This is a genomic window from Dolichospermum sp. UHCC 0315A, assembly GCF_008121535.1.
Lineage (GTDB): Bacteria > Cyanobacteriota > Cyanobacteriia > Cyanobacteriales > Nostocaceae > Dolichospermum > Dolichospermum lemmermannii.
In genome coordinates this window covers 3,837,906-3,864,057 of the sequence record NZ_CP043056.1, presented here as the reverse complement: position 1 = coordinate 3,864,057, position 26,152 = coordinate 3,837,906, and the positions used below count along the sequence as shown (strand labels likewise).

Annotated in this window: 19 protein-coding genes; 12 read left to right on the top strand and 7 right to left on the bottom strand. The window is 38.8% G+C overall.

What is annotated here, in order from left to right:
• The first annotated feature begins 627 nt into the window (after nucleotides 1-627).
• The 5 genes from BMF77_RS18455 (at nucleotide 628) to BMF77_RS18435 (ending at nucleotide 6,645) form a co-directional block, all read left to right on the top strand.
• The gene (locus BMF77_RS18455) at nucleotides 628-2,997 is read left to right on the top strand and encodes a ribonuclease R family protein (protein WP_148764847.1); all 2,370 of its coding nucleotides are present in this window, start codon (nucleotides 628-630) and stop codon (nucleotides 2,995-2,997) included.
• Nucleotides 2,998-3,242: 245 nt separating this feature from the next.
• On the top strand, nucleotides 3,243-3,863 hold the full coding sequence (locus BMF77_RS18450) for a flavin prenyltransferase UbiX (protein WP_148764845.1): 621 nt from the start codon (nucleotides 3,243-3,245) through the stop codon (nucleotides 3,861-3,863).
• Between the two features lie 146 nt (nucleotides 3,864-4,009).
• The gene (locus tag BMF77_RS18445) at nucleotides 4,010-4,645 is read left to right on the top strand and encodes a LapA family protein (protein ID WP_148764843.1); all 636 of its coding nucleotides are present in this window, start codon (nucleotides 4,010-4,012) and stop codon (nucleotides 4,643-4,645) included.
• Between the two features lie 46 nt (nucleotides 4,646-4,691).
• The gene (locus BMF77_RS18440) at nucleotides 4,692-5,228 is read left to right on the top strand and encodes a shikimate kinase (protein WP_148764841.1); all 537 of its coding nucleotides are present in this window, start codon (nucleotides 4,692-4,694) and stop codon (nucleotides 5,226-5,228) included.
• 250 nt (nucleotides 5,229-5,478) lie between these two features.
• A complete protein-coding gene (locus BMF77_RS18435; protein WP_148764839.1) occupies nucleotides 5,479-6,645 on the top strand; it encodes a hypothetical protein in 1,167 nt (388 codons plus the stop codon).
• On the opposite strand, the gene BMF77_RS18430 is transcribed toward BMF77_RS18435, so the two are convergent.
• On the bottom strand, nucleotides 6,642-8,969 hold the full coding sequence (locus BMF77_RS18430) for a putative PEP-binding protein (protein ID WP_148764837.1): 2,328 nt from the start codon (nucleotides 8,967-8,969) through the stop codon (nucleotides 6,642-6,644). The two genes, BMF77_RS18435 and BMF77_RS18430, sit on opposite strands and share 4 nt — an antisense overlap.
• 106 nt (nucleotides 8,970-9,075) lie before the next feature.
• Between BMF77_RS18430 and BMF77_RS18425 the strand changes: the two genes are divergently transcribed.
• Nucleotides 9,076-9,534: an MgtC/SapB family protein gene (locus BMF77_RS18425; RefSeq protein ID WP_148764835.1), complete on the top strand. Its 459-nt coding sequence runs from the start codon at nucleotides 9,076-9,078 to the stop codon at nucleotides 9,532-9,534.
• Between the two features lie 31 nt (nucleotides 9,535-9,565).
• Here the strand turns inward: BMF77_RS18425 and BMF77_RS18420 are convergent, their stop codons facing one another.
• Nucleotides 9,566-10,405 (bottom strand): hypothetical protein, encoded by an 840-nt coding sequence (locus BMF77_RS18420; protein WP_148764833.1) that lies wholly within the window; start codon nucleotides 10,403-10,405, stop codon nucleotides 9,566-9,568.
• An 81-nt stretch (nucleotides 10,406-10,486) separates the two neighbouring features.
• Between BMF77_RS18420 and BMF77_RS18415 the strand changes: the two genes are divergently transcribed.
• The 3 genes from BMF77_RS18415 to BMF77_RS18405 all read left to right on the top strand — a co-directional run bounded on the left by BMF77_RS18415 (nucleotide 10,487) and on the right by BMF77_RS18405 (nucleotide 14,585).
• Complete coding sequence (locus tag BMF77_RS18415) at nucleotides 10,487-11,107, top strand: hypothetical protein (RefSeq protein WP_148764831.1); 621 nt, start codon at nucleotides 10,487-10,489, stop codon at nucleotides 11,105-11,107.
• A gap of 259 nt (nucleotides 11,108-11,366) precedes the next feature.
• The gene (locus BMF77_RS18410; protein WP_148764829.1) at nucleotides 11,367-12,119 is read left to right on the top strand and encodes a Uma2 family endonuclease; all 753 of its coding nucleotides are present in this window, start codon (nucleotides 11,367-11,369) and stop codon (nucleotides 12,117-12,119) included.
• A 51-nt stretch (nucleotides 12,120-12,170) separates the two neighbouring features.
• Complete coding sequence (locus BMF77_RS18405) at nucleotides 12,171-14,585, top strand: CHAT domain-containing protein (protein ID WP_148764823.1); 2,415 nt, start codon at nucleotides 12,171-12,173, stop codon at nucleotides 14,583-14,585.
• Between the two features lie 330 nt (nucleotides 14,586-14,915).
• Here the strand turns inward: BMF77_RS18405 and recF are convergent, their stop codons facing one another.
• The 3 genes from recF to BMF77_RS18390 form a co-directional block, all read right to left on the bottom strand.
• The gene (gene recF / locus BMF77_RS18400; RefSeq protein WP_148764821.1) at nucleotides 14,916-16,031 is read right to left on the bottom strand and encodes a DNA replication/repair protein RecF; all 1,116 of its coding nucleotides are present in this window, start codon (nucleotides 16,029-16,031) and stop codon (nucleotides 14,916-14,918) included.
• 287 nt (nucleotides 16,032-16,318) lie between these two features.
• Nucleotides 16,319-16,753: a hypothetical protein gene (locus BMF77_RS18395; protein WP_148764819.1), complete on the bottom strand. Its 435-nt coding sequence runs from the start codon at nucleotides 16,751-16,753 to the stop codon at nucleotides 16,319-16,321.
• A gap of 181 nt (nucleotides 16,754-16,934) precedes the next feature.
• Nucleotides 16,935-19,805 (bottom strand): cation-transporting P-type ATPase, encoded by a 2,871-nt coding sequence (locus BMF77_RS18390; protein ID WP_148764817.1) that lies wholly within the window; start codon nucleotides 19,803-19,805, stop codon nucleotides 16,935-16,937.
• Between the two features lie 17 nt (nucleotides 19,806-19,822).
• Here BMF77_RS18390 and BMF77_RS18385 point away from each other — a divergent pair, with 17 nt between their 5' ends.
• The 3 genes from BMF77_RS18385 to BMF77_RS28740 all read left to right on the top strand — a co-directional run bounded on the left by BMF77_RS18385 (nucleotide 19,823) and on the right by BMF77_RS28740 (nucleotide 23,002).
• A complete protein-coding gene (locus tag BMF77_RS18385) occupies nucleotides 19,823-20,419 on the top strand; it encodes a hypothetical protein (protein ID WP_246862956.1) in 597 nt (198 codons plus the stop codon).
• Nucleotides 20,420-20,441: 22 nt separating this feature from the next.
• The gene (locus BMF77_RS18380) at nucleotides 20,442-22,124 is read left to right on the top strand and encodes a transglutaminase domain-containing protein (RefSeq protein WP_246863167.1); all 1,683 of its coding nucleotides are present in this window, start codon (nucleotides 20,442-20,444) and stop codon (nucleotides 22,122-22,124) included.
• A gap of 746 nt (nucleotides 22,125-22,870) precedes the next feature.
• On the top strand, nucleotides 22,871-23,002 hold the full coding sequence (locus BMF77_RS28740; RefSeq protein WP_256369713.1) for a hypothetical protein: 132 nt from the start codon (nucleotides 22,871-22,873) through the stop codon (nucleotides 23,000-23,002).
• Nucleotides 23,003-23,139: 137 nt separating this feature from the next.
• Here BMF77_RS28740 and BMF77_RS18370 read toward each other — a convergent pair whose 3' ends face one another.
• Both BMF77_RS18370 and BMF77_RS18365 read right to left on the bottom strand, forming a co-directional pair.
• On the bottom strand, nucleotides 23,140-23,997 hold the full coding sequence (locus BMF77_RS18370; RefSeq protein WP_148764815.1) for a hypothetical protein: 858 nt from the start codon (nucleotides 23,995-23,997) through the stop codon (nucleotides 23,140-23,142).
• A gap of 57 nt (nucleotides 23,998-24,054) precedes the next feature.
• Nucleotides 24,055-25,947, bottom strand: coding sequence for an ATP-binding protein (locus BMF77_RS18365; protein ID WP_148764813.1), 1,893 nt, complete (start codon nucleotides 25,945-25,947; stop codon nucleotides 24,055-24,057).
• Nucleotides 25,948-26,152: the final 205 nt, after the last annotated feature.

Here is a 26,152-nt window from a genome sequence, read left to right as displayed (position 1 = left end):
GCTATACTAATTAACCAATTAGATATCTAGAAGTATTTTTAAAGAAGTGCGCTCTAAATCTACAATAATAAAGATAAGGTTTGCCTTCGTTGCCTGTGTTTTACTGCTTACCTGATTGTTACCGATTCTACATAAGGGAGAATTGGGTTTTTCAGCGGTTCCTTCTAGTGAAGACATGGCCAACACCACGCTATGCTATCAGATACTGATGTCGTGGACTTGCCTTACATCTAAACTATCAAACACCTGTAGTTAAACCAGTTTGTAGTTTGTGGGTTGTGGGTGAGATAGAGAGTTCTCCAAACCAAGTCTCTCACTAACTCATTATCTAAATTACGTAGTGTTTAATTATTAGGTATCAGGAGTGCATGGTCAAGATTGTTTAGATCAAGTCAAGGGTCACGTAAGCAAACGCTGAGATTGTCGTGCAGTGAGAAGTCAACGCAGGGGCTTCATCTGACAATGACTATGGCTAACGCCACGCTGCGCGATGAGCGGACTTGCCTTTTCTACGAAACACTACGCAAAGGCGAAATTCGTAAGCAAGTGTCTGTAAACCGCGAGGGAATACAGTAAAGAGCCAGATTCGACAACAAATGATGTTTTGACCAAAGGTCGGTTCACTGCATGGAATTTTCAATCGCTACACTTCTTGCCAATTTTACAGATGATAAATTAGTGGCTCGTAAAGTCCTAGAAAAAAAACTGGGTTGTGAGGATGAAGAAAGTCTAGAAAAACTCCAAATTACTTTGGATGTGTTGGAAAAAATCGGGCTTTTGGTGAAGGAACGGGGGAAATATCGCCGCGTTACCGAAGAAGGCTTGATTGAGGCTAAATTACGTTGTTCTAGTAAGGGCTTTTGCTTTGCGATTCAAGATAGCGAAGGCTCAGAGGATATTTACATCCGTGAAAGTCATTTGAGTAATGCCTGGAATGGCGATCGCGTTTTGGTAAGAGTCCTCAAGGAAGGCAGTCGCAGGCGATCGCCGGAAGGTGAGGTGAAGTTGATTATGGAGCGGTCTAATCACACCTTACTCGCCAGAATTAAGCAGGTGGAGGAAGGGTTTCGGGCTGTCCCTTTGGATGACAGATTGCTGTTTGAACTGAAACTACAACTCAACAGCATGAAGTTGGAAGAAGCAATTGATCACTTAGCTCATGTAGAAATTCTTCGCTATCCCCTCGCACAATATCCCCCATTGGGTCGAGTAGTGCAAATTTTGGGTAGTGATGCTGAAGCCGCAGCGGATATAGATTTGGTAACTTGTAAACATGATTTATCCCGAACTTTTCCTGATCCTATCCTCGATGCAGCGGCAAAGTTACCCAAGAGACTCCTGAAAGCAGACCTGAAAAATCGTCTCGATTTACGTGAGGTTTTTACCTTCACCATTAAGAGTGTCAACAGTGATGAATCTGTAGTTGAAAATGCCTTCAGTGTAGAAAAAACTACTGATGATAATTGGCGATTATTATTTCACATTACAGATGTTTCCCACTATATCCAAGCCGATGAGGCTCTAGACCGGGAAGCCCTCAAGCGGGGTAAGTCAGTGTACTTGGGAGAATTACTACTGCCAATGTTGCCAGCAGTGGTGATACAACGGTGTTCCTTAGTCCCTGGTAGCGATCGCTTGGCTCTCTCTTTTATCATCACCATTAACCCCCAATCAGGAGAAGTGGAGGAATGGGAAATTCAACCTAGTGTCATTAATGTAGATGTAGCTGTTAGTCAAGTAGAGACAGCAGCTATTCTTGCCGGTGAAAGCAGCACAGTGGCAGCCGAAGTCCAAGAGAAATTACCAGATTTGCAGACTTTGGCTACTGCTATTAAGCAGGTACGTCTACAGCGGGGCAGCTTACGGTTAAATCTCCCACCCAGCCACAACCCTTACTATGACGAAGGAGCAATGGGATCGGTGGTGGTTAATGACTTACCTGGGCGATCGCTCATTACCGAATTGGTAATATTAGTTAATCAACTCATGGCTGATCATCTCAGTGCCTTGGGAGTTCCCAGTTTATGGCGAGTTCAAGGCACACCTGATCCCGAAGATGTTCAGGAAATGCTCAAACTAGCCGTTAATTTAGGTGTGGAATTAGGACTTGATCCAGAATTAGAAATCCAACCTCTAGATTATCAACACTTGACGGGAGCTTTTGCCGATTCCCCATCGGAACAAGTTCTCACCTATTTATTACAAGACACTCTCAAGCCTTCTTTATATAGCATTACCAAAAGTTCTCACTTTGGACTAGCTTTATCCCAATATGTCCACATAACTGCCCCCTTACGTCGTTATCCAGATATCCTCTTGCAACGGGTGTATCATAACTTACTAGAGCATGGGCGCGATCGCCGGAATACCCGCGTCAAAGATCGGATAAACCTGCGCCATTCCAATTGTCACGAAGAAATCAATTGGAACGTTCTCCCCCCAGAACTCCAACAAGAACTGCAAAGCGACTTAACCAGGGTCATTGTCCAAATTAATGACCGAGAAAAAGAAGTCCAAGAAGCTGAAGCTGATTTAGCCGGACTCCAAAAAGCCTCCTTAATGAAACAACGCATTGGCGAAGTATTTCCAGGAGTAATTACTGGTGTTCAATCTTACGGCTTCTTTGTGGAAATTGAAGTCCCAGTAGAATCGCCCACAGAAGGTAATCTCGCTAATACCTTACGAATAGAAGGACTGGTTCACGTCAGTTCCCTCAAAGACGATTGGTATGAATATCGTGCCAGACAACAAGCGTTATTTGGGCGAAAAAATCGGGCTTCCTACCGATTGGGCGATAGCTGTATGGTACAAGTCAAAAGTGTTGATTACTACCGTCAACAAATTGATTTAGTGACAGTTGGTGCTGATGGTTTACCTAAAGCCATGAGCGAGAATACTGGCAATGAGGAAACAGGAGACATTTATCCACAAAATCAAAGCGATAGCTTGCGTGGCAAAGCCATATCTTTTGACAGAGAACCTTATGATCAAGAATAGTCAGTGGTCAGTTGTCCGTTGTTAAGTAGGTTAGCATTGAAAATCGTCGTTATGGCACTAGGCAAGAGGCAAAAGTCAAGAGGCAAGAGTGAAGAGGGTTTGGGCGATTTTACTTTTCTTTATACAGATTGGTTTTATTGTGTTCACCTACTTAGTTGCTCTTAAATATTAACCACTGACCACTGACCACTAACAACTGACCACTGACAAATGACTAATAACAACTGACCACTGACCACTGACAAATGACTAATAACACAAAACCTTTAATCTTGGGCGTAACAGGTGCATCTGGTCTAATTTACGCCGTTCGCGCTCTTAAATTTCTCTTAGCCGCAGAATATCAAATTGAACTGGTGGCATCTAAATCTACTTACACAGTTTGGCAGGCAGAACAGGAAATCCGAATGCCAGGAGAACCAGAAAAACAAGAGCAATTTTGGCGAGAACAAGCCGGAGTTCCCGAACAAGGTAAACTCCGCTGTCATCCTTGGAGTGATGTTGGTGCGGGTATTGCCAGTGGTTCTTTCCGCACGTTGGGGATGATCATTATCCCTTGTAGTATGAGTACAGTCGCAAAACTTGCTGGGGGGCTAAGTTCCGACTTACTAGAACGAGCCGCAGATGTCCAAATTAAAGAAGGACGTAAACTGGTAATTGTCCCCAGAGAAACCCCTTTTAGTTTAATTCACCTGCGGAACTTAACGACCTTAGCGGAAACTGGAGTGAGAATAGTCCCCGCTATTCCTGCTTGGTATCACAACCCACAAACCATTGAGGATTTAGTTGATTTTGTTGTAGCTCGCGCTCTGGATCAATTAGATATTGACTGTATACCAATTGAACGATGGCAAGGTCATTTATAGCAATTAAAAATTAAAAATTAAAAATTAAAAAACTAAATTTTTAATTCTTAATTCTTAATTCTATTTTGCTCTTTTGTGGCAACAGCTATATTCATCTGTTTTTTCCTGGTGTATTCTTAGAATCCTGCTGCAATTTTGAATTTTTTATGGCTGTAATTCGCTTAATTATCTTGGTGACGGCAATGCTGGGACTAATAATAATATTAGTTCAAAATTTGTCGCCCTCACTTCCATTAATGTTTTTGGGGATGCGAACTCAAGCATTACCATTAGCATTGTGGATTTTATTAAGTATCACTGCTGGTATTTTCACATCTTTAATAATTACTAGATTGTTAAAATTTGCGACTGATTTAAATTTACAAGCACCACAACCTCTACCCAAATCAATTCCCACTCCACCCCGTGTTAGACAAAATACTCCACCTCCTCAAAGTCCTCCACCAACCGTTAATCAAGTTGATGATGAATTTGACGATTGGGACACAAATCGCAATCAAGATGATTGGGATGATAGAGAAGATTCAGAACCAGTAACAGAAACTTCCCCAAGTCAACAAAGTTCTAATTCCCGCAATAGTTCCGTTTATTCCTATAGTTCCCAATCACCGAAAAATACTGCTGTGGGTAAAACCGAATCTGTTTATGATGCTGATTATCGGGTAATTATTCCTCCTTACCAAGAATCAGGCAAAACTCAAGTTACAGATGATGATGACTGGGATTTTTTTGAAGATGATGATTTTGAGGATGACAACGAAAATAAACCACAAAAACGCTAATTTAAGCTTTAATAATAATTAATAATTTTACAGGAGAAAAATACTGATGATTGATATATTAAAAGGAGTCAACCTCTATTTAATTGGCATGATGGGAGTTGGGAAAACAACAGTAGGAAAGTTATTAGCCGCAGAAATTGGTTATAGATTTGTAGATACAGATGAAGTCATAATCAAAGCCGCAGGTAAATCTATTAATGAAATATTTGCCGAAAATGGTGAAGCGGAGTTTCGGCAATTAGAGAGTGATGTTTTAGCTCAAGTTTGTGCTTATACTAAGTTGATTATATCTACGGGTGGGGGTGTTCCCATGCAGCAGCAGAATTGGAGTTATCTCCATCATGGGTTGATAATTTGGTTAGATGCACCAATAGGAATAATCTTACAGCGGTTAGCGGAAGACAATACCAGACCACTTTTACAAGATGCCGATATCGAAAGTAAATTGACATCGCTTTTGGAACAACGTCAACCAATGTACTCCCAAGCTGACTTACATATTGCTATGAGCGCGACCGAAACACCAGAAGAAATTGTCACACGCATCCTCACTACAATTCCCAGTATTCTCAAACCGCAATAATTCTTTCTACACCCATTTATAACCCACTTGAATATCAGATCCCCGACTTCTTAGAGAAGTCGGGGATCTGACTCTTGCAATGTATATCTACGGCACGCTACACTATCACAAATCAAATACGAATTGCTATATATCTATAAAAAGGAATAGAAAGTAGTTAATTTCTTGTCAAAAGCAAGATGCAGAATTTCCACATCAAGAGTTGAATGGAATCTAGATTCTGTAATTATCCTCAACGGGGATGAAATCTATGACTATATTTTCTCTTGATGAACTTAAAAATTTAGTCCAAAATCCTGAGTATCCATGCGTTTCTCTCTATCTACCTATGGAAAAACTAGGAGGAGATACGCGACAAAATCCGATTCGGTTTAAAAATTTAATTCGAGAAGCTGAAAACCGCTTAGATGAAACAGGATTACGTCATACTGAGACTGTAAATTTGCTCAAACCAGCGATGGAATTAGACAATACTGATTTTTGGGAAATTCAAAACCAGGGATTAGTAATTTTTATTTCCCCCAATCTATTTCGTTACTATTGTTTACCAATTTCTTTTCCCCAATTAGTGGTTGTTGGCAAGAATTTTCATATCAAACCCTTATTAAATCTGATTAATAATGATGGAAAATTCTACATTTTGGCTTTAAGTCAAAAGAATGTCAAACTTTACTCAGGCACGCGCTACCAAATTAATGAAGTAGAAGTAGAAAATATGCCTCATAGTTTGGATGAAACTCTCTTAGAAGATGAATTTCAAAAAGGCGTACAGCATAGAATTGGTATCCCTAGAGGTGCGACTTCTGCGGCTCAACACCCTGGTTCTGTCCATGGACAGGGTAATCCAGATCGGGAGAAACATGAAGAAGATATTTTGCAATTTTGTTATGCTGTTGATAGTGCATTACATAAAAAATTGCGAGGTGAAAAAGCACCTTTAATATTAGCAGGAGTAGAATATTTATTACCAATTTACCGACAAGCTAATACTTATCCATATTTAGCAGAAACAGGGATTACTGGCAATGCAGAAATCCTCAAAATGCAAGAATTAAATCATGCAGCTTGGGAAATTGTTAACCCTTTATTTCAACAGGAATATGAAGATCTAATGGCTGTTTATCTGCAACTATCTGGGGAAGAAAGTAACAAAATTGCCAATGATATCAAAGCAATTATTCCGGCTGCATATTATCAAAGAGTTGATACTTTGTTTGTGCCTCTAAAACAACATATATGGGGTAAATTTGATTTACCAACTGCTACAGTTGAATTACATCCAGAACCAGCACCAGATGATGAAGATATGTTAGATTTTGCGGTAATTCACACCATCTTAAATGGTGGTAAAGTTTATACTCTTGAACCAGAAGCAATGCCTAGTGGAGTTAAAGTAGCGGCTATTTGCCGATATTAATTTTTTAAGTTGCTAAGTTGTCGTCGTGCTGCTGCTAAAATTAATCTTTGTTCAGCACGAGAAATCGCTTGATAAGTCCTTTCCACCGCTTCCGGTTCTACAGAAATAGAACTAATCCCCCATTCTATTAATTTATCAATCATTTCTGGATAAAGTACCGGGGCTTGACCACAAATAGAACAGGGAATACCTCCAGCTTGAGACATTTTAATTAATTGAGATATTGCCCCCATTACTGCTGGATGACTTTCATCAAATATTCTCCCTAATTTTCCCTGTTCCCTATCTATTCCTAATAATAATTGAGTTAAATCATTTGTGCCAATAGAAATACCTGCCACACCAGCTTTAATATATTCAGGTAATAGAAATAAAATACTAGGAACTTCTGCCATGATCCATAATTGAAACTGGGATATTTGTGTTAACCCAAATTGCTCAACTTTTTGACGACAAAATATAAATTCTTCAACACTGCGAACAAAAGGTAATAGCAAATTAATATTTCTATAACCAGACGCTTGAACTATCGCTAAAGCTTGCAATTCCAATTCAAAAACCGCCGGATTTTGCATATAGCTGAAAACACCCCTGTCACCAAGAATAGTTCGACTTCGCTCACTATAAATTGATGACTGTGATAATAATAAATCATGGGGTAGGTAATCTAAAGAGCGATAAAAGATAGGTCTGGGTGAAAAAGCGCGAGCAAATTGCTTAATCTGCTCAGATAATAACTCTAATAATTCCGCTTTTCTTCCAGCTATTAACCATTCTTGAGGATGTTCTCCCTTCAGAATATTTAACATCATCAATTCTGAACGTAATAATCCTAACCCATCTACAGGTAAACATTTTACTTGTTCAATTAATCGTCCTTGACTCAAATTTACGAGTAACTTAGTGGCAATTATTGGTAAATTTATCGGCTGATAATTGACAATTTTTTCCTCTTTGATTAATTCTTCTATCTCCTCACTAGGAAAGTTTTCTTCATCTTCTGTGAAACGATATATTTCACCCTTATTACCATCTAATAATAACTTTTCACCTGCTTGTAAAAGAGTGGTTGCACCTGTGGCACTCACCACCGCAGGAATACCCAACTCCCTGGCTAAAATCGCCCCGTGGCTAGTTAATCCCCCTTGTTCTGTAATAATCCCCGCAACTCCTTGTAGTAAGGGCAAACAATCAGGAGTAATCACTGGGGCGATGAGAATTACACCTTGAGGAACTTGGATTGCTTTTTGTGATGAACTAAAAATATGGGCATTAGCAATAATTCTCCCTCTGGCTGCCCCAATGCCTTGAATAAATTGCACACTCTTATTTACAGATTGGGGAACAGTGACTTCTGTAATATAGAGTTTTGTGGCTAAAGATTCTTTGGCAACTGTCCATTTCATAGTTAAAGTTGCCCCTAATTCACTGACTATTTGATTACTGACAGTAATTAATTCTTGCAAAAATTCTTCTGGCAAAGCATATTCTTGTTGTTGGGATTCTTCTAAAATATAAGCTAATAAAAAATCAGTATCTAATGTTGGTTGCAGTTGTTCATCTGTAAAAGCATTACCATGATGAAGACGATACGCCAACATTTTATTACCCAATTGTCTTTCTACGACTGCGCCGGTTTTTGGTTCTATGTAATAAACATCTGGTAATACTTCACCGTTGGTAATTGCTAGTCCTAAACCCCAAGTAGCTTCAATATCCCATGCCGATGATTTAGTATTGATTACACCAGAAGCGATCGCATTGTCAACTGGTTGCACTAACACCCCTAAATTAATGCTGGGCAAACTAATCCCCGCACTATGCCAATATAGTAAACTTCTGGCTCGGAATAACTGACTCCAAAGCAGCTTTAAAGCTTCACCTATTTCCTCTTCTTCACAAGGGCAAAATACTGGTTCTAATAACCCAGATACATTTTTCATTTCTTGGTTATTTGATATTGCCAAACTGGGACGCAAAATTAAACTGCTTCTTTGCCATTGTCGCGCAGCTTGAAAAATTGTCCTCACCCAATGAGGTGGCACAGTCGCTGAGATAATTTCCTGACGTAAGCGTCCGGCTACCTGTTGCAGTTGTCGCCAATTATGTACATCTAAATGTAGCGAAGAATGGGGTAAATCAGCGATTAACGACTCTGAACTATTGAGAGTTTCTAGAAATTGCCGTAAAACATCTGCTTCTACTACAAAACCAGGAAGAACAGGATAGCCCTGCTGTTTAATCTTACTTAAATAAAACGCCTGCACGCCAACCTTGGGGCGGTCTTGTAGTTTAATTTGGTCAAGCCAATAGAGTTTATCCACTCAATTTATTAAATAATATTTATTACATACTTTTTGTTACTATATTACCAATTAGTCCGAACAATGCCCCGATTTCATTTATTAAACTATTTACCACCGAAAAAAATTGATCAATCCTTATTATATTGCCGGTAGTGACTGGCTAAACACTGGACTTCGTTTATGTTTTGCCTTGTTTATTGGAGCTTTAATTGGCTTAGAAAGACAACTAAAAAATAAACCGGCAGGTTTAAGAACCCATATGTTAGTAAGTTTGGGTTCAGCCGTATTTACTCTCATCACTATCCAAGCGGGTGGTACACAACTTAGTGCTGATTCTCTTAGTCGTGTAGTTCAAGGTATTGCTGCTGGAGTGGGGTTTTTAGGCGCTGGGGAAATTTTACGTGAATCTTCCCAAACATCAAAATCACCGGAAATTCATGGTTTGACTTCTGCCGCTGCGATTTGGGTAGCTGCGGCTTTGGGAATTGCGGCTGGGTGTGGTTTATGGCAATTAGGATTAATGGGTGCTATTTTAACTGTAATTATTCTACACATTTTTAAAAGACTGGAAAAATTTAATTAATAGGTGAACAGAAAAATTTCCAGGTATGACATTAATTGCCTTTTTCACGCAGATTAGGACGGCTGATAATTAACAATTGTACCCCACCATCACCTGTATTAATAGCCAATACGGGAGGGCGCTGATTAAATTGTGCATCAGAAGGCATAGATGGGAATACATAAACCCAATCATTACTTTCAATTAATAGCCGCCAAACAATAGATTGATCTGTATCATCATTTATTGCTTTAGAAGTCGTATTGAACTGTTCTAAATCCCCAAAAATACGAGACTCTTTCAGAGAGGGAGGTGTGAATACATCATCTAAATTACGTCCCAAAGGTAGTTTATCTTTAGCAGTCACAAGCGTAACTATTGGTCTAGTAGAAGTATTATTAACGGCATCTCGATAAGCATCAGCCTGACCTTGGAAACGTCCTAACCAAAACAACGATCCTAAAATGCAAATCACAATTACAATTTCTTGACGTAATGACGAGGGTAAAAGTTTGGCAAGAGAACGCAAAATATTAAGTAATGGAAAATCATGGATTCTCTTAATCAGTGTTTGGATTTTATTAGGGATATTTTGATGATTTATTTTTGGTGAAATTGCCCATAATATAACTTGAATTAAAGATATTGTTAAAGTCATGGCTATGACAGCCCGGATAAATATCCAGAAATTACCAAAGATAATTTGTATTGGTACTATTAAAAAAGACTCATGGGGTAGATTGAGGGTATTAAGTTCTAATGCAAAAAAGCCAAAATAAGCCCAGCGATAGACCCAACCAATAAAGTAAATAAAAATGCCTAAGACTCCGATGAGTCCAGCGAAATTACCAAGGATATTGATACTGGTTGGATTTTGAGGATCTGGTGACATAGGTTATTTGTCAGAAAATTCAGGAATTTGGACGGTTATAGATGATTTTATGGTAAAGTAGCAATAACTTACTTTAATTCTGTGTTAATACTCATCCATAACTATATGAAGGTTGTTCTCAAAACATTCTGTTTTGTATTGGTGTTGGCATTGGTGGGCATGACAGAAAACCTCAAACCAGTTACCGCCAATATACAATTAGCTCAAACTCCAGGAAAAGTAAAGAAAAAAGTTAATAATTCGCCCATACCCTTAGCATTACCAATAAAAGCCGATATCAAGCTGAAAAATGGCGATTCTATGACTGCTAGAGTCACAGGATTTGACTCCAAAGGGAAAAAAATTGAGTTTTCCTATGGTAAAACTTCTAAATCATTACCTGTTGCCCAAGTACAACAGGTAGTTTTTAGGAAAGATAAAGACTCTTTAGTTTATACTGCTACGGGTAGTCTGGTGATTCGGGGTGAGGATAACAGCAAAGCTACACAAAGCGAATGGTCCAATCTTCCTCTTCAGGCTTTTGAGTTGGTGGACTCCCAACGAGGACAAGCTAAGGTAGATTTAGCAACTGTTAAAAAACCTCAAGAATTGTCTCAAATTCAATCTGTAGCTGTGAAGAGTTTATATATAGCGGATGAGATTCAGTTTAGTTCTACTGGTAAGATTACCATTAAGGTAACACCTGCGGATAAGAAAAAATAAGTTTCCTAGAATCCTTGTAGAGATGTTCCATGTAACGTCTCTACTAACATCATTACTTTTCTAGTAGTTCGTCAAATTTATTTTGACGGGTAATAATAGGAAAAACTTCTGTTTTCCCGCCCCTACTCCCCCTACCCCTCTTCTCCCCCTACTTGCCTTTACCCGTCATTTTTGGATTGACAGATTACTAGGAATATCTAAATTCTCAGGGCGATGATTTATGATCTACATAATGCTATTGAATAAGTGAATAAAAATCATGGTTGAACAACTTTTAGACAAAGTTGATGATGATTACTATATTCCAGACGCTAATCTACTAATCACTGAAGACGACACACCTGTGGATAATTTTGCATCTGCTAAACAACAACGGCTTTTAGTTAGTTCTCTTTATAGTTCTTTAGAATCACAGCCTTTTTTAGTTGAGGCTAATGTTGGTATTTATCATACAGACGGTGAACCGGCAATTGTTCCCGATGTGTTTATTAGTTTTGATGTCCAAACTCCTGAAGATTGGTGGAAAAAACAAAATCGTTGTTACATGATGTGGAAATTTGGTAAATCGCCAGAAGTGGTAATGGAAATTGTTTCTAATCGGGAAGGTGAAGAATTAACTAAAAAGTTGCAGATTTATGAAAGAATGAAAGCCAATTATTATCTAGTCTATGATCCTAATCAAGAATTAGGAGCAGAAATATTAACTATTTATAAATTGGTAGGAAGACATTATGCAAAAACCGAGGAAACTTGGTTAGAAGATATTAATTTGGGTGTGACTTTTTGGCAAGGAGAATTTGAAGGTAGGCGCGATACTTGGTTACGTTGGTGTCATCAAGATGGAACGGTTGTAGCTACTGGTGATGAACGGGCTGAACGGGAAAAGCTAGAAAAAGAAGCAGCGAAAAGACTTGCTGAGTCTGAAAAACTGGAAAAGGAAGATGCACAAAAACGCGCTCAATTACTAGCTCAAAAATTGAGAGAATTGGGAATAGATCCTGATAGTATTTAAAAATGTGGTGGTTTCTTATTTTATGTAAATAATTGGTGTGAGGGGGTGAAGATGGTGAAAAATCAACAACACAATTGGCTGCTATCAGGGCTAAAACATCCTTACCTTGTTTTTGGTATTGGTTTTTTATTGTGCTGTGGGGTATGTGTTGACTCTACCCGTGTTTTGGCCAAGGATGATTTAGGAAAAATTGCCCAATCATCAACAGCAAAAACGGATAATGCAGAACGGCTTTTTAATGAGGGAATGAAACTTTATCAGCAAGGAACAGCGGACTCATTGCGACAAGCTATTAAAAAATGGGAGGAGGCTTTATCGCTGTATCGGTTACTGGATGATAAAAAAGGACAAGCTATCTCCCTCAATAACATCGGTGAAGTCTACAAGGATTTAGGAGAAAAGCAAAAGGCACTTAAATATTTCAACGAGGCTCGCCTTTTATATATTGCGGAGGGGGACAAAAAAGGTCAAGCAAGCGTCCTCAATAACATCGGTGAAGTTTACTCCGCTTTGGGAAAAAAACAAGATGCATTAAAATATTACAAGGAAGCACTGCACTTATCTCGCGCAGAGGGGGACAAAAAAAGGGAAGCTACCTCTCTCAATAATATTGGTAGAATCTACTCCGCTTTGGAAAAAAAACAAGATGCTCTATACTATTACAAACTAGCACTGCTATTACGTCGTGCTGAGAGCGATAAAAAAGGGGAAGCTATCTCCCTCAATAATATTGGTGGAATCTACTCCGCTTTAAGAGAAAAAGAAGAAGCGTTGAAATATTACAAACAAGCGCTGCCATTACGTCGTGCTGAGGGGGACAAAAAAGGGGAAGCAAACACCCTCAATAATATTGGTGGGGTCTACTCCGCTTTAGGAGAAAAGCAAAAGGCACTCGAATCCTACAACGAAGCACTACTCTTACGTCGTACTATCGGCGACAAATATGGGGAAGCCACAACCCTCAATAACATTGGTGCAGTCTACCGAGATACAAAACAACCCAATGAAGCTATCAAATATTTAGAACAATCAGTTACTATTACTTTACAAATTCGTAGCAGTCTAGACAGAGAAAATCGTAAAACATTTTTAGAAAGTAAATTAGGTAGAGCAGTTGCTCTTATTGACTTACTGATCGATCAAAACCAGCCAGAACGTGCCTTTGAATGGGCAAACTTAGCTACCGTAGCCGACTTAGCTGATTATTCTCGCCTTGTTAATGCCAAAGTTGCTGACCCAGAAGTACAAAAGGCAATTGACCAATGGAATCAAAAGAACCTGCAACTAGAAAGTCTGCGAAAACAACTATCACAAAAGGTTTCACAAAAATTATCTCAAGAGGTTAATCAATTACAGACAGAGCTTAACAAAAAAGCTGAAGAGATCAGAAACCGCTCTGTAGAAGTAGCAGAATTATTTGAAACCAAACCTACAGATATTGCCCAACTAAGAGCAAATATCCCTGCAGGTACAACAGTAATTCAGCCTGTCCTGTTAATCAAGAAGAAAAATGTTCCGAATACAATTCCTTTGTTTTTGCTCACAAAAGACAAACTCAAAGCAATTAAAATACCTATAGATCCCGCTAAATTTGATAGTTTATTAACCAATACCTACACCTCATTAACTAATCGCTATACCACTAATTACCTGAATAGTTTACAACCACTTTATGATTTGTTAATTCGTCCCATTGAAACAGAAATTGCAGCTACCAAACCTAAACAAATCAGCATTATTGCCACTGGTAAACTGCGGTATATTCCTTTTGAAGCATTACATAACGGTAATGAATATCTAATTGAGAAATATCCCATTAGTTACCTCACTCGTCTTTCTAGTCGTTCTCTACAAACAAAACCATCAACATCTAATCAAAAAATCCTCGCTGTTGGTAATCCTATTCCTCGGCCTCCTTTAGCACTCAAGGGTGCAGAGGATGAAGTTAAAAGTATTATTCCTATTTTCCCAGGTACCCAAATTTTTATTAAAAGTCAAGCAACATTGGCAAATTTTAAAAGTCAAATTCCCCGTTTTTCTTTACTGCACTTAGCGACTCATGGCTGTTTTCAAAAAGGTGGCTGTAAGAAGTTAGGATTAAAAGAAAATACCTTGCTATTTGCAGATACAAAGTTTAATATTCAGGATGCTGCTTTACTAGGATTAAAAAATGTAGATTTAATTACTTTAAGTGGTTGTCAAACAGCTTTAAAAGCAGATTCTAATGGTACAGAAATTTCTGGACTAGCTTATTTATTTGAACGTGCAGGTAGTAAAGCTGTAATTGCTAGTCTTTGGAGTGCAGCAGATGAAGAAACTAAGGAGATAATGGTGCAATTTTACCAAAATCTGCAAAAAGGTATGAGGAAAGATGAAGCATTACGTCAAGCAAAATTAAGTCAAATTAACAATAATGTTCATCCTTATTTCTGGTCGCCATTTGTGTTAATTGGTGATGGGAGATAACTACTTCATATATCACCTTTTCCCCTCTAGTGAGATATAAATTACCCCACCCTAACCCTCCCCTTACCAAGGGGAGGGGACTGGATTCTCTTATTTCCCCCCAAGGGGAGGGGACTGGATTCTCTTATTTCCCCCCAAGGGGAGGGGACTGGATTCTCTTGTTTCCCCCAAGGGGAGAGGACTGGATTTTCTTATTTCCCCCCAAAGGGAGGGGACTGGATTCTCTTGTTTCCCCCAAGGGGAGGGGACTGGATTCTCTTGTTTCCCCCCTTAGCAAGGGGGGATTAAGGGGGGTATTTCTTGAGCTTGGGAATTGCTATAAAATTGGTATCAGTTGTCAATTTTTCCCCCATTGACATATAAAATCTGGGAAGATTTCAACCATTGAACATCAAAAGCGCTCAAATGAGTGGTAGTAATTAAGGTTTGAAATCGGTCTTGAATAGCATCAAGTAATTGATTTTGGCGAGATGGATCTAATTCGGCTAAAACATCATCTAATAATAGTAATGGTGGTTCATTAATTACTTCTTCAATTAATTGTAATTCTGCTAATTTTAAAGCTAAAACTAATGTTCTTTGTTGTCCTTGAGAACCATATTGACGAGCGGGAGTTTGATTAATAATTAATTCTACTTCATCGCGGTGGGGTCCGACTAACGTTATACCTCGATGTAGTTCTGCAAATGCTCTTTGTTGAAGTTTAGCAAAAAAAGCCGCTTGTAATTCTTGAGGAGAAGTTTTTTCTAAGGGAATATTAGCAGCATAATTAATTTCCAGAACTTCGGATGCTCCACTAATACTAGCGTGCCATGCAGAAGCTATGGGGGATAATCTTTTAATAGCTCTATCTCTTCTGATGATTACCCTTGTCCCCGCAGTCACTAATTGTGCATCCCAGATAGCTAATTCTGATTGTAGAGATTTTTCTGGTGTATTTACATAACGTTTTAAAAAAGCATTGCGTTGGCGTAAAACTTGGTGATATTGGTGCAAAATGTGGGCATAAACTGGTTCTAATTGAATTAAGAGTGTATCTAGCCAGTTGCGACGAATTTCAGGACTACCACGCACCAATTCTAAATCCAAACTTGAAAACTCCACCGCATTGAGAACCCCCAGAAAATCCATTTGTCTGGGGACTGTAACGCCATTTATAGCCACGCTGCGACGAGAATGACGACGGAGGGTGAGAGTTAAATCACTATGGCTATGAATCCGGTCTAGGGTGGCATGAATTTGGGCTGTAGATTCACCTTCCTTAATTAAATCACGATCGCGTGCCATGCGGTGCGATCGCAATGTTGCTAATAACTCCACAGCCTCTAACAAGTTCGATTTTCCTTGAGCATTATTACCAACTAAAATTGTTTTAGCAGCGGTAAATTCAACTTTTTGGTTTTGGTAATTCCGAAATTGTTTGAGGTGTAAAGTTTTTAAGTACATAATAGCTGAAGATTCAAAATCCCCGACTTTTATAATAAGTTATCTTTGAGATGAGAAAATTGTTTTCAGAGGGTGTTTGAAAAGTTATGGTTGATGTATCAAATATTTTTTACCCCACCCTAACCCTCCCCTTGTAAAGGGGAGGGAACTGGATTTTTATTGTTTCCCCCCTTTACAAGGGGAAAGGGGGGTAGCAATGTGATGAAAATTACGGAATACCACTTTTCAAACATCCTCTCAGAAGTCGGGGATCTTTTGGGAATTTTTCGGGAGATGAGAAAATTTTTTTAAGATCCTGTTACCAAACTTACTTGGTACTTTTTAGAATCGCTTTTCATACATATAAAGTCATTTAATGGGTCGTATGTATCAAAATTCCTAAGATTTTCCTCTTTGTTTATATCATTTTCCAAATACGCTAGGGCTAATGTGGAAGTAACATAAATATTTCCATGTTGTTTGAAAGCTTTGACTAATTCAGATTCAGGAGGATAGTCTTTTAATAAATGTTCAGCGAGATATCCTGTGACAATTATGCCTTTCAAACCCGTTTCTTTGTACCCTTCCTTAGCGATCATCAATGATATACTATCACCATCGAGATGAGATAAATTATCGTAATCCTCAAAAAACGGGCAAAAAACTTTCATGAGCTTCTTGACAGGATTTTTAACTTTCCCGTAGTTGGGATCTTGCTGCTTTCTCCGTTTGGATTCACCCATGATAGCTATCTCCTAATTAATACTAGAATTGTCCCTGCACCCAAAGGGTTTTCTTATCTCGTCGAAGTTGATTTTTAGATACATATTGATGACTAATTGGTAATAAATATCAGAATCAGGATAAAAAATACAAAGATAATGAAATGAAATCCTGTAAATCCTGATTCTGACAATTTACCAATTAAACACTTTTTTTGCCCATCAAGCGAAAGAATATCTTCTCACCTTCAATCCAGACAAACATTAAAGCACTAAAACCGATACAAATTGCTAATTCTTCTAAACTGAGTTCATGAGTTCCAAAGAAACTTTGCAGGGGTGGAACATAAATTAACATCAATTGCAAAATCGTGGTGACAATGACTGACCCCAATACAAAAGGATTAGAAAAAGGATTCATTTCGATGGTAAGTCTATTATTAGAACGAATAGCGATCGCATGACCCATTTGCGCTAGACATAATGAAGTAAATACCATTGTCTTCCAAGTATCTGGATCTCCTTGATACCCGGCTACATGAGAATGATGGTAAGCCCATTCCATGAGAATAATGGTAATGATGGCAAAAACAATCCCAATGCGAACCATGTAAGAACCTAAACCCCTAGCAAAAATACTTTCACGGGGACTAAAGGGGGGACGTTCCATCACATCAGGTTCAGGGGGTTCTACAGCTAATGCTAAAGCTGGTAAACCGTCTGTTACCAAATTCATCCAGAGAATTTGCAAAGGACTCAAGGGAACACCCCCTAATCCCAACAATGGCGCAGCCGCAATGGTGAGAACTTCCCCAATATTACTACCCAAAATGTATTTAATAAAGCGGCGAATATTGGTATAAACAACTCTACCTTCCTTCGTGGCAGCAACTATGGTGGCGAAGTTATCATCTAGGAGGATCATGTCGCTGGCTTCTTTGCTCACATCTGTACCTGTGATGCCCATGGCAATGCCTATATCAGCCTGTTTGAGGGCGGGAGCGTCATTTACCCCATCGCCTGTCATAGCTACAAATCGCCCGCGACGTTGCAAGGCTTGGACAATTCTTAATTTGTGTTCTGGGGAGACTCGCGCGTAAATACTCACTAGGTCAACCTGTTCCTCTAATTCCTGGTCACTGAGAAGTTGTAATTCCTTACCAGTGAGGACTCTATCACCTGCTTGGGCAATTCCCAAATCAATAGCGATCGCTTGAGCAGTTAATTGATGGTCGCCAGTAATCATAATCGGACGGATTCCCGCCTTGCGACATTCTTGCACAGCCGCCCTCACTTCTGGACGAGGCGCGTCTAGCATTCCCACCAACCCCAACCAGACCAAATCTACCTCAGATGTATCCTCTGAACCATCTGGGGGAACTTCAGCCAAAGGTTTATAGGCAAAACCTAACACCCGCAAACCTTTACCCGCCATTTGGTCATTAGCTACCAAAATTTGGCTGCGGTGTTCGTCATTGATAGGAATTGAGTGATTACCTAAATGGATTTTTGTACACCGTTCCAAAGTTAATTCTGGTGAACCCTTGGTAAACATTAAGTATTGTTCAGATTCCACAAAACCAGCAATAGCTGGGTCAATGGCGGTTAAAGAAGTATCACCAGTAGCTACAGCTTCTAATTGACAAATCACACTCATGCGCTTCCGTTCTGAGGAAAAGGGAAATTCCGCCACACGAGGTAATTTACTACTCCATTGGTCTTGTTCAATTCCGGCTTTTCCTGCCAAAGTCACTAAAGCCCCTTCGGTGGGGTCGCCTAAAATTGCCCATTCTCCTTGTTGTTGTTGCAGAACAGCATCATTACAAACCGCACAGGAAACAAGCAAAGCAGAAATTTCTGGACATTCATCTAAATTGGCTTTTTCACCATTTAACTGAAAATCGCCAATGGGAGTATAACCTTCTCCAGTGACGCGAAAGGGAGAATTATTGGTGTACACCGACTGTACCACCATTTTATTTTGAGTTAGAGTTCCGGTTTTATCAGAACAAATAGTAGTTACAGAACCAAGAGTTTCTACCGCTGGGAGTTTGCGAATTAAAGCATTATGCTTGACCATGCGCTGAGTTCCCAAAGCCAGAGTCACAGTGATTACCGCAGGTAAACCTTCAGGAACTACCGCCACCGCCATACTTAAAGAAACTTCCACCAGTTCTTGTAAATTCTTCCAACCTATTCCTTTAGTTAGATCATGAATAAGTCCACCACCAACTACTATGGCTACAAGAATTAAAGAACCAGTAACGAGAACGTTACCCAATTGGGTCATGCGTTGCTGTAAAGGCGTAGGTTCACCGTCCACAGACTGCAACATAGCGGCAATTTTGCCTAGTTCTGTTCGCATTCCGGTGTGGGTTACCAGCACCTTAGCCCGACCTTGGACAACTTCCGTACCTTGAAAAACTGAATTGAGGCGATCGCCTAAGGGTGCATCTTCTGGTAGTGTAAGTATGGCTTGCTTATTGACAGCTTCGGCTTCACCTGTAAGAGCCGATTCTCGCACTTGCAAATTAGACTGTTCTATTAAGCGACCATCAGCAGCTATTTGCACCCCAGCTTCCAGCAACATCACATCCCCTGGAACTAGCTCCTTCGCTGCTATATCCGCCAGTTTACCATCACGGAGGATTCGGACTGAGGGAGAAGATAGTTTTTTCAAGGCTGCTAGAGCTTTTTCAGCCCGGCTTTCTTGCACATAGCCCAAAATACCATTGAGGATAACGATAGCCATAATGGCAATTGTGTCTTTAAATGGCACTTCACCGGGTTTTAATGTCCCCCCAGTCAAAGCCACCAAATCCAAAAGGCCAGAAATGAGGGCAACGGCAATCAGCATCAATAACATGATATTGGTAAACTGATCTAGCAGAATTTGCCAAGGGCTACGACCGACCTGTTCTTCGAGTTCATTAAGTCCATATTTTTGGCGACGCTGTTCAACTTCTGGGGAGGTTAAGCCGCTATTTGCGTCACTATCCAGCATTTCTAAGGCTTTATCAACTTCTAAACCATGCCAAAGGTTGGTAGATTCAGGTAAAGAATGAGCAGACATCGTGTAAGTTACAGGAAATGGTTACAAAATTCGATCATAATTTAGTGGTGTCCGAAAATGTGGAATTGGTCAATTGTCAGTTGTTAGTAGGGGCGAAGCATTTGGAAGATAAATTATCGGTCATTGCCAAAAATAGTTCTGCAAATGCTTCGCCCGTACAGTTGTTAGTAGGGGCGAAGCATTTGGAAGATAAATTATCGGTCATTGCCAAAAATAGTTCTGCAAATGCTTCGCCGGTACAGTTGTTAGTAGGGGCGAAGCATTTGGAAGATAAATTATCGGTCATTGCCAAAAATAGTTCTGCAAATGCTTCGCCCGTACAGTTGTTAGTAGGGGCGAAGCATTTGGAAGATAAATTATCGGTCATTGCCAAAAATAGTTCTGCAAATGCTTCGCCCGTACAGTTGTTAGTAGGGGCGAAGCATTTGGAAGATAAATCATCGGTCATTGCCAAAAATAGTTCTGCAAATGCTTCGCCCGTACAGTTGTTAGTAGGGGCGAAGCATTTGGAAGATAAATCATCGGTCATTGCCAAAAATAGTTCTGCAAATGCTTCGCCCGTACAGTTGTTAGTTGCAAAAAAATATTTCTCTTCCCTGTTCCCTCTTCCCTAATAAATAATAATTTATGACTAATATGCTTAATGATATAAGTTTTCCAGTACCCAGTTTGACGGTGAACCAGATGTTTGGGCAAAAAATAATCAGACCAGTTACTGCTGCTACCTTGTACGGTATTGCTTTTATCAAGGATAGACTTATTGCTATTGATACGGTTAAAGGTCATTTATTAGAAATTGACCCTCTTACCGACAACAGCAAAATTATCAATCCCCACCAAGTCCGCGAATTTAAAGAAGTTACCGGTTTAGCTGTGTGGGAAGATGATCTGTGGGTGACTCGTGATAATAGTGTCTATTTATGTAAATTGGCATCTTTAGGGTTAGAGCATTTTGTAACTTTACCCTATCCCGCTGATGGTGTTGCCGTTTGGGAATCTACCGTTTATGTTAGTTGTCAAAGACTTGGCTATATTTTGATTTTTAACCGGGATACCCGCAAGGAAATCACCAGATTTTATGCCCCTGGTGTCGGTATCGAAAACTTGGCAGTTAGTAAAGAAACTTTATGGGTATGCGATCGCACGGAACAAACAGTTTACTCTATGGATAGGGCAACTGGAGAAGTGCGTTTCAGTGTTCTCACGGCTTTTGATTCTCCTACAGGTATCGCAGTTCAGGGGCAGGATGACACAGGCAAAGATCGTATTTATGTGGCATACTCCAGCGAAGAGCCTTATATTCGGGATAATCCCAATGCTGACCCTTGTTTTGAATTAACGTACCGCGATCGCACATTTATTCATTCTCTACAATATCATTACCAAGAGGATAAACGCTACGCCCTCTCTAATGGCTATCTGATAGAAATGTCTTATGTTGAAGAAATTTCCCCCCTTGATGAAATTTATTTAGCCGATATAGAATGGCGCATAGCCCTACCCTCAGAAACCCAACGGCAAAAAGTCCAACAAGTTGAACCCATTGGTTTACCATTCACAGAAGAAATCATTGACGGACAAAGAGTAGCCGTTTTTAAATTTGATACCCTTGCCCCCGGTGAACGTCACATATTTGGCTGGAAGGCATTAGTAGAAGTACGCGGCATTAAACATCGCATCACCCCTAAAGATGTCGAAGATGTTCCAGAACTGTCACCAGAATTAAAAACCCGCTATCTGGTAGATGATGACGACCTAGCAATGGATACCGATATTGTTATCCGTGCAGCCCGCACAGCCGTTGGTACAGAAACTAATCTGTTACGGAAAATGTACAGTATCCGCAACTACGTTTATGATCAATTGTCTTATGCCATTAAACCTCATATTGATTCACCCGATATAGCTTTAGATCGGGGTACTGGTTCATGTGGCGAATATGTAGGTGTATTACTGGCACTTTGTCGCCTGAATGGTATTCCTTGCCGCACCGTTGGTAGATATAAATGTCCAGTTTATGCCGAACATCAGGGAATTCCCCTCCAACCCGATTTTAATCATGTTTGGTTAGAGTTTTATATTCCGGGAATTGGTTGGTTGCCAATGGAATCTAATCCTGATGATCTGGAAGAAGGTGGACCATATCCTACACGATTCTTTATGGGCTTATGCTGGTATCATATCGAAATTGGTAAGGGTATCACTTTTGAAACCTTAACCAGAGATGGAATTCGCTTAACGAAAGAAGAGGTTTCCCTGGGTGACTTAGCTATTAACCATATTCGCTTCACGATTCTGAAGGAATTACCACCTTTTTAATTTTTGATTGAGGAACGAAACCCAACGTAAAATGTATAAATGTTGGGTTTCCTTGGGTCTGATTCCGCTTCAGAATGGATTTTGATAGCCTTTGACACTAATTCTTACTCTTCATGAATTAAAGAGGTAGCTAGAGTCAAATAACCAAGTTAAGTTTTGACACTCTCAGGGAAGACAGCCACTGAGATTCTACTGACAGAATTAGATTAAAGGTTTAGCCTAATCTAATCTCGCTGCGACCGTCAAACGCCGCCTGGACGCTCAATACAACCACCAATCAAGGTGTCGAAATTGCGCTTACTTTTATTGTTTTCAGTGTTTTTGTGAGTCCATCACTAAGCCAAGATGCGGTACGCTCCACAACCTGCCATTACTTGCTATTTCTTGTCAATACTGCCGCTAGGACTTGAACCTAACCGTTGTTTCATAGGAGCCGGGATTTCTCCGTACTAGGATGTTTCAACACGTAGATGTTTATTGTTCTTACTCACGATTTCATTCTAGCATACCACAGGGATTAAAATCCCTCGTGCGATGCACTGAGCCTGTCGAAGTGTCGCTTCCCTCTGTTGGGAGCCAAGCCACGCTCGTTTCCCACTTACCGCGAGGTCTTATGATAAAGAGAAAGGAGGTATATTATGATTTACTTATCTGCCACAGAAGCAAAACAAAATTTTACATAATTTTTAGATAAAGCTCAAAAAGAACCAATAACAATTCAGCGTCAGGAACAAGATTTAGTTGTAGTGCTATCTGTCTTAGAGTATCAAAGATTAACTAAATTACTAAAAAATGAGTTTCAGGGATTTTGTGATCAAGTTGGTAAAAATGCCGAAGTAAAAGGTATGACAGAAGAAAAGCTCAAAGTTAAACAATAACGGTTCTATCGCTCCCTTGCGGAAGAGAATATTAATTTAATTTTTGTAGGTTGGATTGACGTATGTTACCCAACATTGTTCAAAATCATTAAAATTGTTTTTGGGTTGCGCTGTCGCTTAACCCAACCTACGATTTTCTATTCTACATTTACCCAAAAATCTGCGGTTTTGATTTGTCCATTGCGATTAAATTGCATCCACATTTTATATGTTCCTGGTTTGGGGAATTTTGTATGAAATTCGATTTTTCCATCTGGAGTATTTTTGATTGCGTGTGCATGGATATAATCAGATGAAGTCAGGGGAGATGAACTTTTAATAATTACTAAATGTCCTTTTTCACCCAAATAAGGTTGTAAATCTTTAATTGGTTGATTTTTGTTGTCTTTTAAGTCAAAAGTTAAGTTAATGTCTTGACCGACTTTGATTTTTGGTGCAGAAATATTCAGATTGACTTTAGTATCTGAGATAGTTTTAGTTTTGGTGAACTTTTCTAAATTTTTTGGTAATGGAACTGTACCAGGAATTGTAATATTCATTAATGAGACATTCTCCTGATTTCCAGCAGGTTTATAATCACTGAAAAGTGTATAATTTCCTGATTCTGGAAAATTTGCAGTTACTTCAAAGCGACCATTTTCTTTATATTCGGGATGAATATGATCAAAAAATTGTAAATCATCTCTCACAACAATTAAGTGCATGATTTTTTCTTGGAAAATGTCAAACTTATTAACAGGTTTTCCAGTAGAGTCTTGAATATCAATGACTAAGTTAATTGGTTGATTTGGTGATAAACTTTTCGGAGCAGTTAATTTAACTTTGGTAGTTATTTGTGAATTATTTTCATGATTCATATTTTCCATGGAATGTCCATCATGATTCGTCATTATACTAGGTGAAACTTGTGTCTCAGTAGATTTAGTATTAGATGAACAACCAGGAGCTAATAGTAAAGTTGTAACTACAAAAATACTTGAAAAAAATCGCTTCATTTTAGGAGGGTGGTAATTTGAATTTTATTGTTTGCGGAACATTTCTCAGAGCCAGAATTAACTCCTAACTCCATTTATGACCACATCTTTTTTTTCTGGATTAGGTAATAAAGCCATATCAATCAAAGGTAATTTAATAATTACTGTTGTTCCTTGATTTAACCCCAAACTCTCTAAAGTGATTTTACCACCCATGAGTTCAATTAAATTCCGAGAAATTGCTAAACCCAATCCAGTTCCTTCAAACTTGCGCGTAGTTGTCCCGTCAACCATCACAAAGGGACGAAATAGTTTACCTTGTTCTCCTGGATCAATACCAATTCCTGTATCTTTAATAGAAACTAAAACATACTGCTGATGACGATTAATACTCATGGTAATGTGAATACTACCTTCATCAGTGAATTTAGTAGCATTACCAATAATATTAATTAACACTTGTTTGAGTTTAATGGAATCAGACTTTATAGGAATAGGCTTATCACCTATATCACAAATTAATTGTAGTCCTTTATATTGGATATTAACTGATTGTAAGTTAATTACCTCTAATAATAATTGTCGTAAATCTAGCGGTACTGTAATTACAGAAAGTTTACCAGCTTCTATTTTAGAAATATCTAGCAAATCATTAATTATTCCTAATAAATGAATTGCTGTATCGTCGGCTTTTTTAAGAAACTCTAATTCTTCTTCTCTACTATCACATAAATCATCACGCACTAACCGCACACAGTTAATAATAATATTCAGTGGATTTCTTAATTCGTGAGAAGTTGTGGCTAGAAATTGACTTTTCACTTGATTGGCTGATTTAGCTTCTTTCCAAGCAATTTCTAATTCTTCAGCCCAATCTTTGAGTCTTTCTACCATTTGATCTAATGCTTGAGCTAGTTGGTTAAATTCTCGAATTTTGAAGTTGCGGGGAATGGGTTGTGCTGCGTGGTGACTATGAAGATTAATAGCATAGTCGCGGAGTTCTTCTACTGGACCTGCTAAATAAGGAACTAAATAAAATGATGCCAATAAACTTGCACCAATTAAACCAACTGTTAAAACAATGAGAATTAGTTTAATTTCTTCTAAACCAAATAGGGCATTTTCTACACTTGTAACTGCTAGGACAATCCATCTTTGTGATGGTTTTGTAGTGATAGGTTTAGTAGTAGCTGTAAAACCTGCAACCAGTTCTTGTCCTTCTATAAAGGATAAATTACTGGAATTATTACTTCCACTCAAGGCATTTTTAACTATAGCTTGGATTCTGTCTACATCGGTATAATCTTTAATATTAGTACCGATTCTTTCTGGTAATGGATGAGCTAAAACTCTACCGTCTTCAGCAATGACTACCAAAAAACCCGTTAATGAGCCTGGATGATTGGGATTTTGTTGATATAATGTGGTTTTCATGCTTAATCGGTAGGCTAAATTACCACGTTGATTAGAAACAGGAATTGATAAAAATAATTGTAGTTGATTTTGTTTGTCTCTTTTACCAGTTTTCCCCGATTGGGATGGTAATATAAATTGAATATCAACGTCATTGCTGGTAAGAGATAAGCCTGATGGCATAATTTCTTGAACACCACAACTACTGGCAATTATCTCACCTTTTTTAATGTGGGTTAATTGGAGACAATCAGTTTGGGTTGGTAGTTGTTTTTTTAGTTCTTTAAGAAATTGTTCAATTTGGAAAGGTGAACCTGATTGAATTACTTTAGTTTGACTAGCTGTAATTAAATTGGAGCGTAAAGCGGCAATATCATCAGTAATTTTTTCTCCTTTGTTAACTGCACTTTCTGTTAAATTTTGTTGAGCAGTATTTAACAAACTAGAACGAGCTTTATTCAAGGCAACCATTTCTCCTACTAATAAAACTGGGATAAATACTAGCAGTATTCTTGTTACTAATATTTGTCGAAATGACGATTGACGAGATTTAGCCATTGTTTGTCTCACTTCGCATCTTCAAACTACAATAATAAAGATATGAAATTACACTAGTCAAGGGAGACATTTTATTAGTTGATGATGAGTTTACTATTAATTTAAATTTCCAAGTTAAAAAGGAGAGAACAGGTAAGAATTAGAAATTTAAAAAATATCTCGCTAATGACTGAAACATAAATTTATCAATCTTCCATCAATATCT

What these genes read in the sequence shown, in the direction of transcription:
- BMF77_RS18405 (WP_148764823.1), top strand. Translation starts at nt 12,171, where the DNA reads ATGGTGAAAAATCAACAACACAATTGGCTGCTATCAGGGCTAAAACAT.
- BMF77_RS18380 (WP_246863167.1), top strand. Translation starts at nt 20,442, where the DNA reads ATGCTTAATGATATAAGTTTTCCAGTACCCAGTTTGACGGTGAACCAG.
- BMF77_RS18420 (WP_148764833.1), bottom strand. Translation starts at nt 10,405, where the DNA reads ATGTCACCAGATCCTCAAAATCCAACCAGTATCAATATCCTTGGTAAT.
- BMF77_RS18370 (WP_148764815.1), bottom strand. Translation starts at nt 23,997, where the DNA reads ATGAAGCGATTTTTTTCAAGTATTTTTGTAGTTACAACTTTACTATTA.
- BMF77_RS18455 (WP_148764847.1), top strand. Translation starts at nt 628, where the DNA reads ATGGAATTTTCAATCGCTACACTTCTTGCCAATTTTACAGATGATAAA.
- BMF77_RS18410 (WP_148764829.1), top strand. Translation starts at nt 11,367, where the DNA reads ATGGTTGAACAACTTTTAGACAAAGTTGATGATGATTACTATATTCCA.
- BMF77_RS18450 (WP_148764845.1), top strand. Translation starts at nt 3,243, where the DNA reads ATGACTAATAACACAAAACCTTTAATCTTGGGCGTAACAGGTGCATCT.
- BMF77_RS18365 (WP_148764813.1), bottom strand. Translation starts at nt 25,947, where the DNA reads ATGGCTAAATCTCGTCAATCGTCATTTCGACAAATATTAGTAACAAGA.
- BMF77_RS18440 (WP_148764841.1), top strand. Translation starts at nt 4,692, where the DNA reads ATGATTGATATATTAAAAGGAGTCAACCTCTATTTAATTGGCATGATG.
- BMF77_RS18390 (WP_148764817.1), bottom strand. Translation starts at nt 19,805, where the DNA reads ATGTCTGCTCATTCTTTACCTGAATCTACCAACCTTTGGCATGGTTTA.
- recF (WP_148764821.1), bottom strand. Translation starts at nt 16,031, where the DNA reads ATGTACTTAAAAACTTTACACCTCAAACAATTTCGGAATTACCAAAAC.
- BMF77_RS18445 (WP_148764843.1), top strand. Translation starts at nt 4,010, where the DNA reads ATGGCTGTAATTCGCTTAATTATCTTGGTGACGGCAATGCTGGGACTA.
- BMF77_RS18435 (WP_148764839.1), top strand. Translation starts at nt 5,479, where the DNA reads ATGACTATATTTTCTCTTGATGAACTTAAAAATTTAGTCCAAAATCCT.
- BMF77_RS18385 (WP_246862956.1), top strand. Translation starts at nt 19,823, where the DNA reads ATGGTTACAAAATTCGATCATAATTTAGTGGTGTCCGAAAATGTGGAA.
- BMF77_RS18395 (WP_148764819.1), bottom strand. Translation starts at nt 16,753, where the DNA reads ATGGGTGAATCCAAACGGAGAAAGCAGCAAGATCCCAACTACGGGAAA.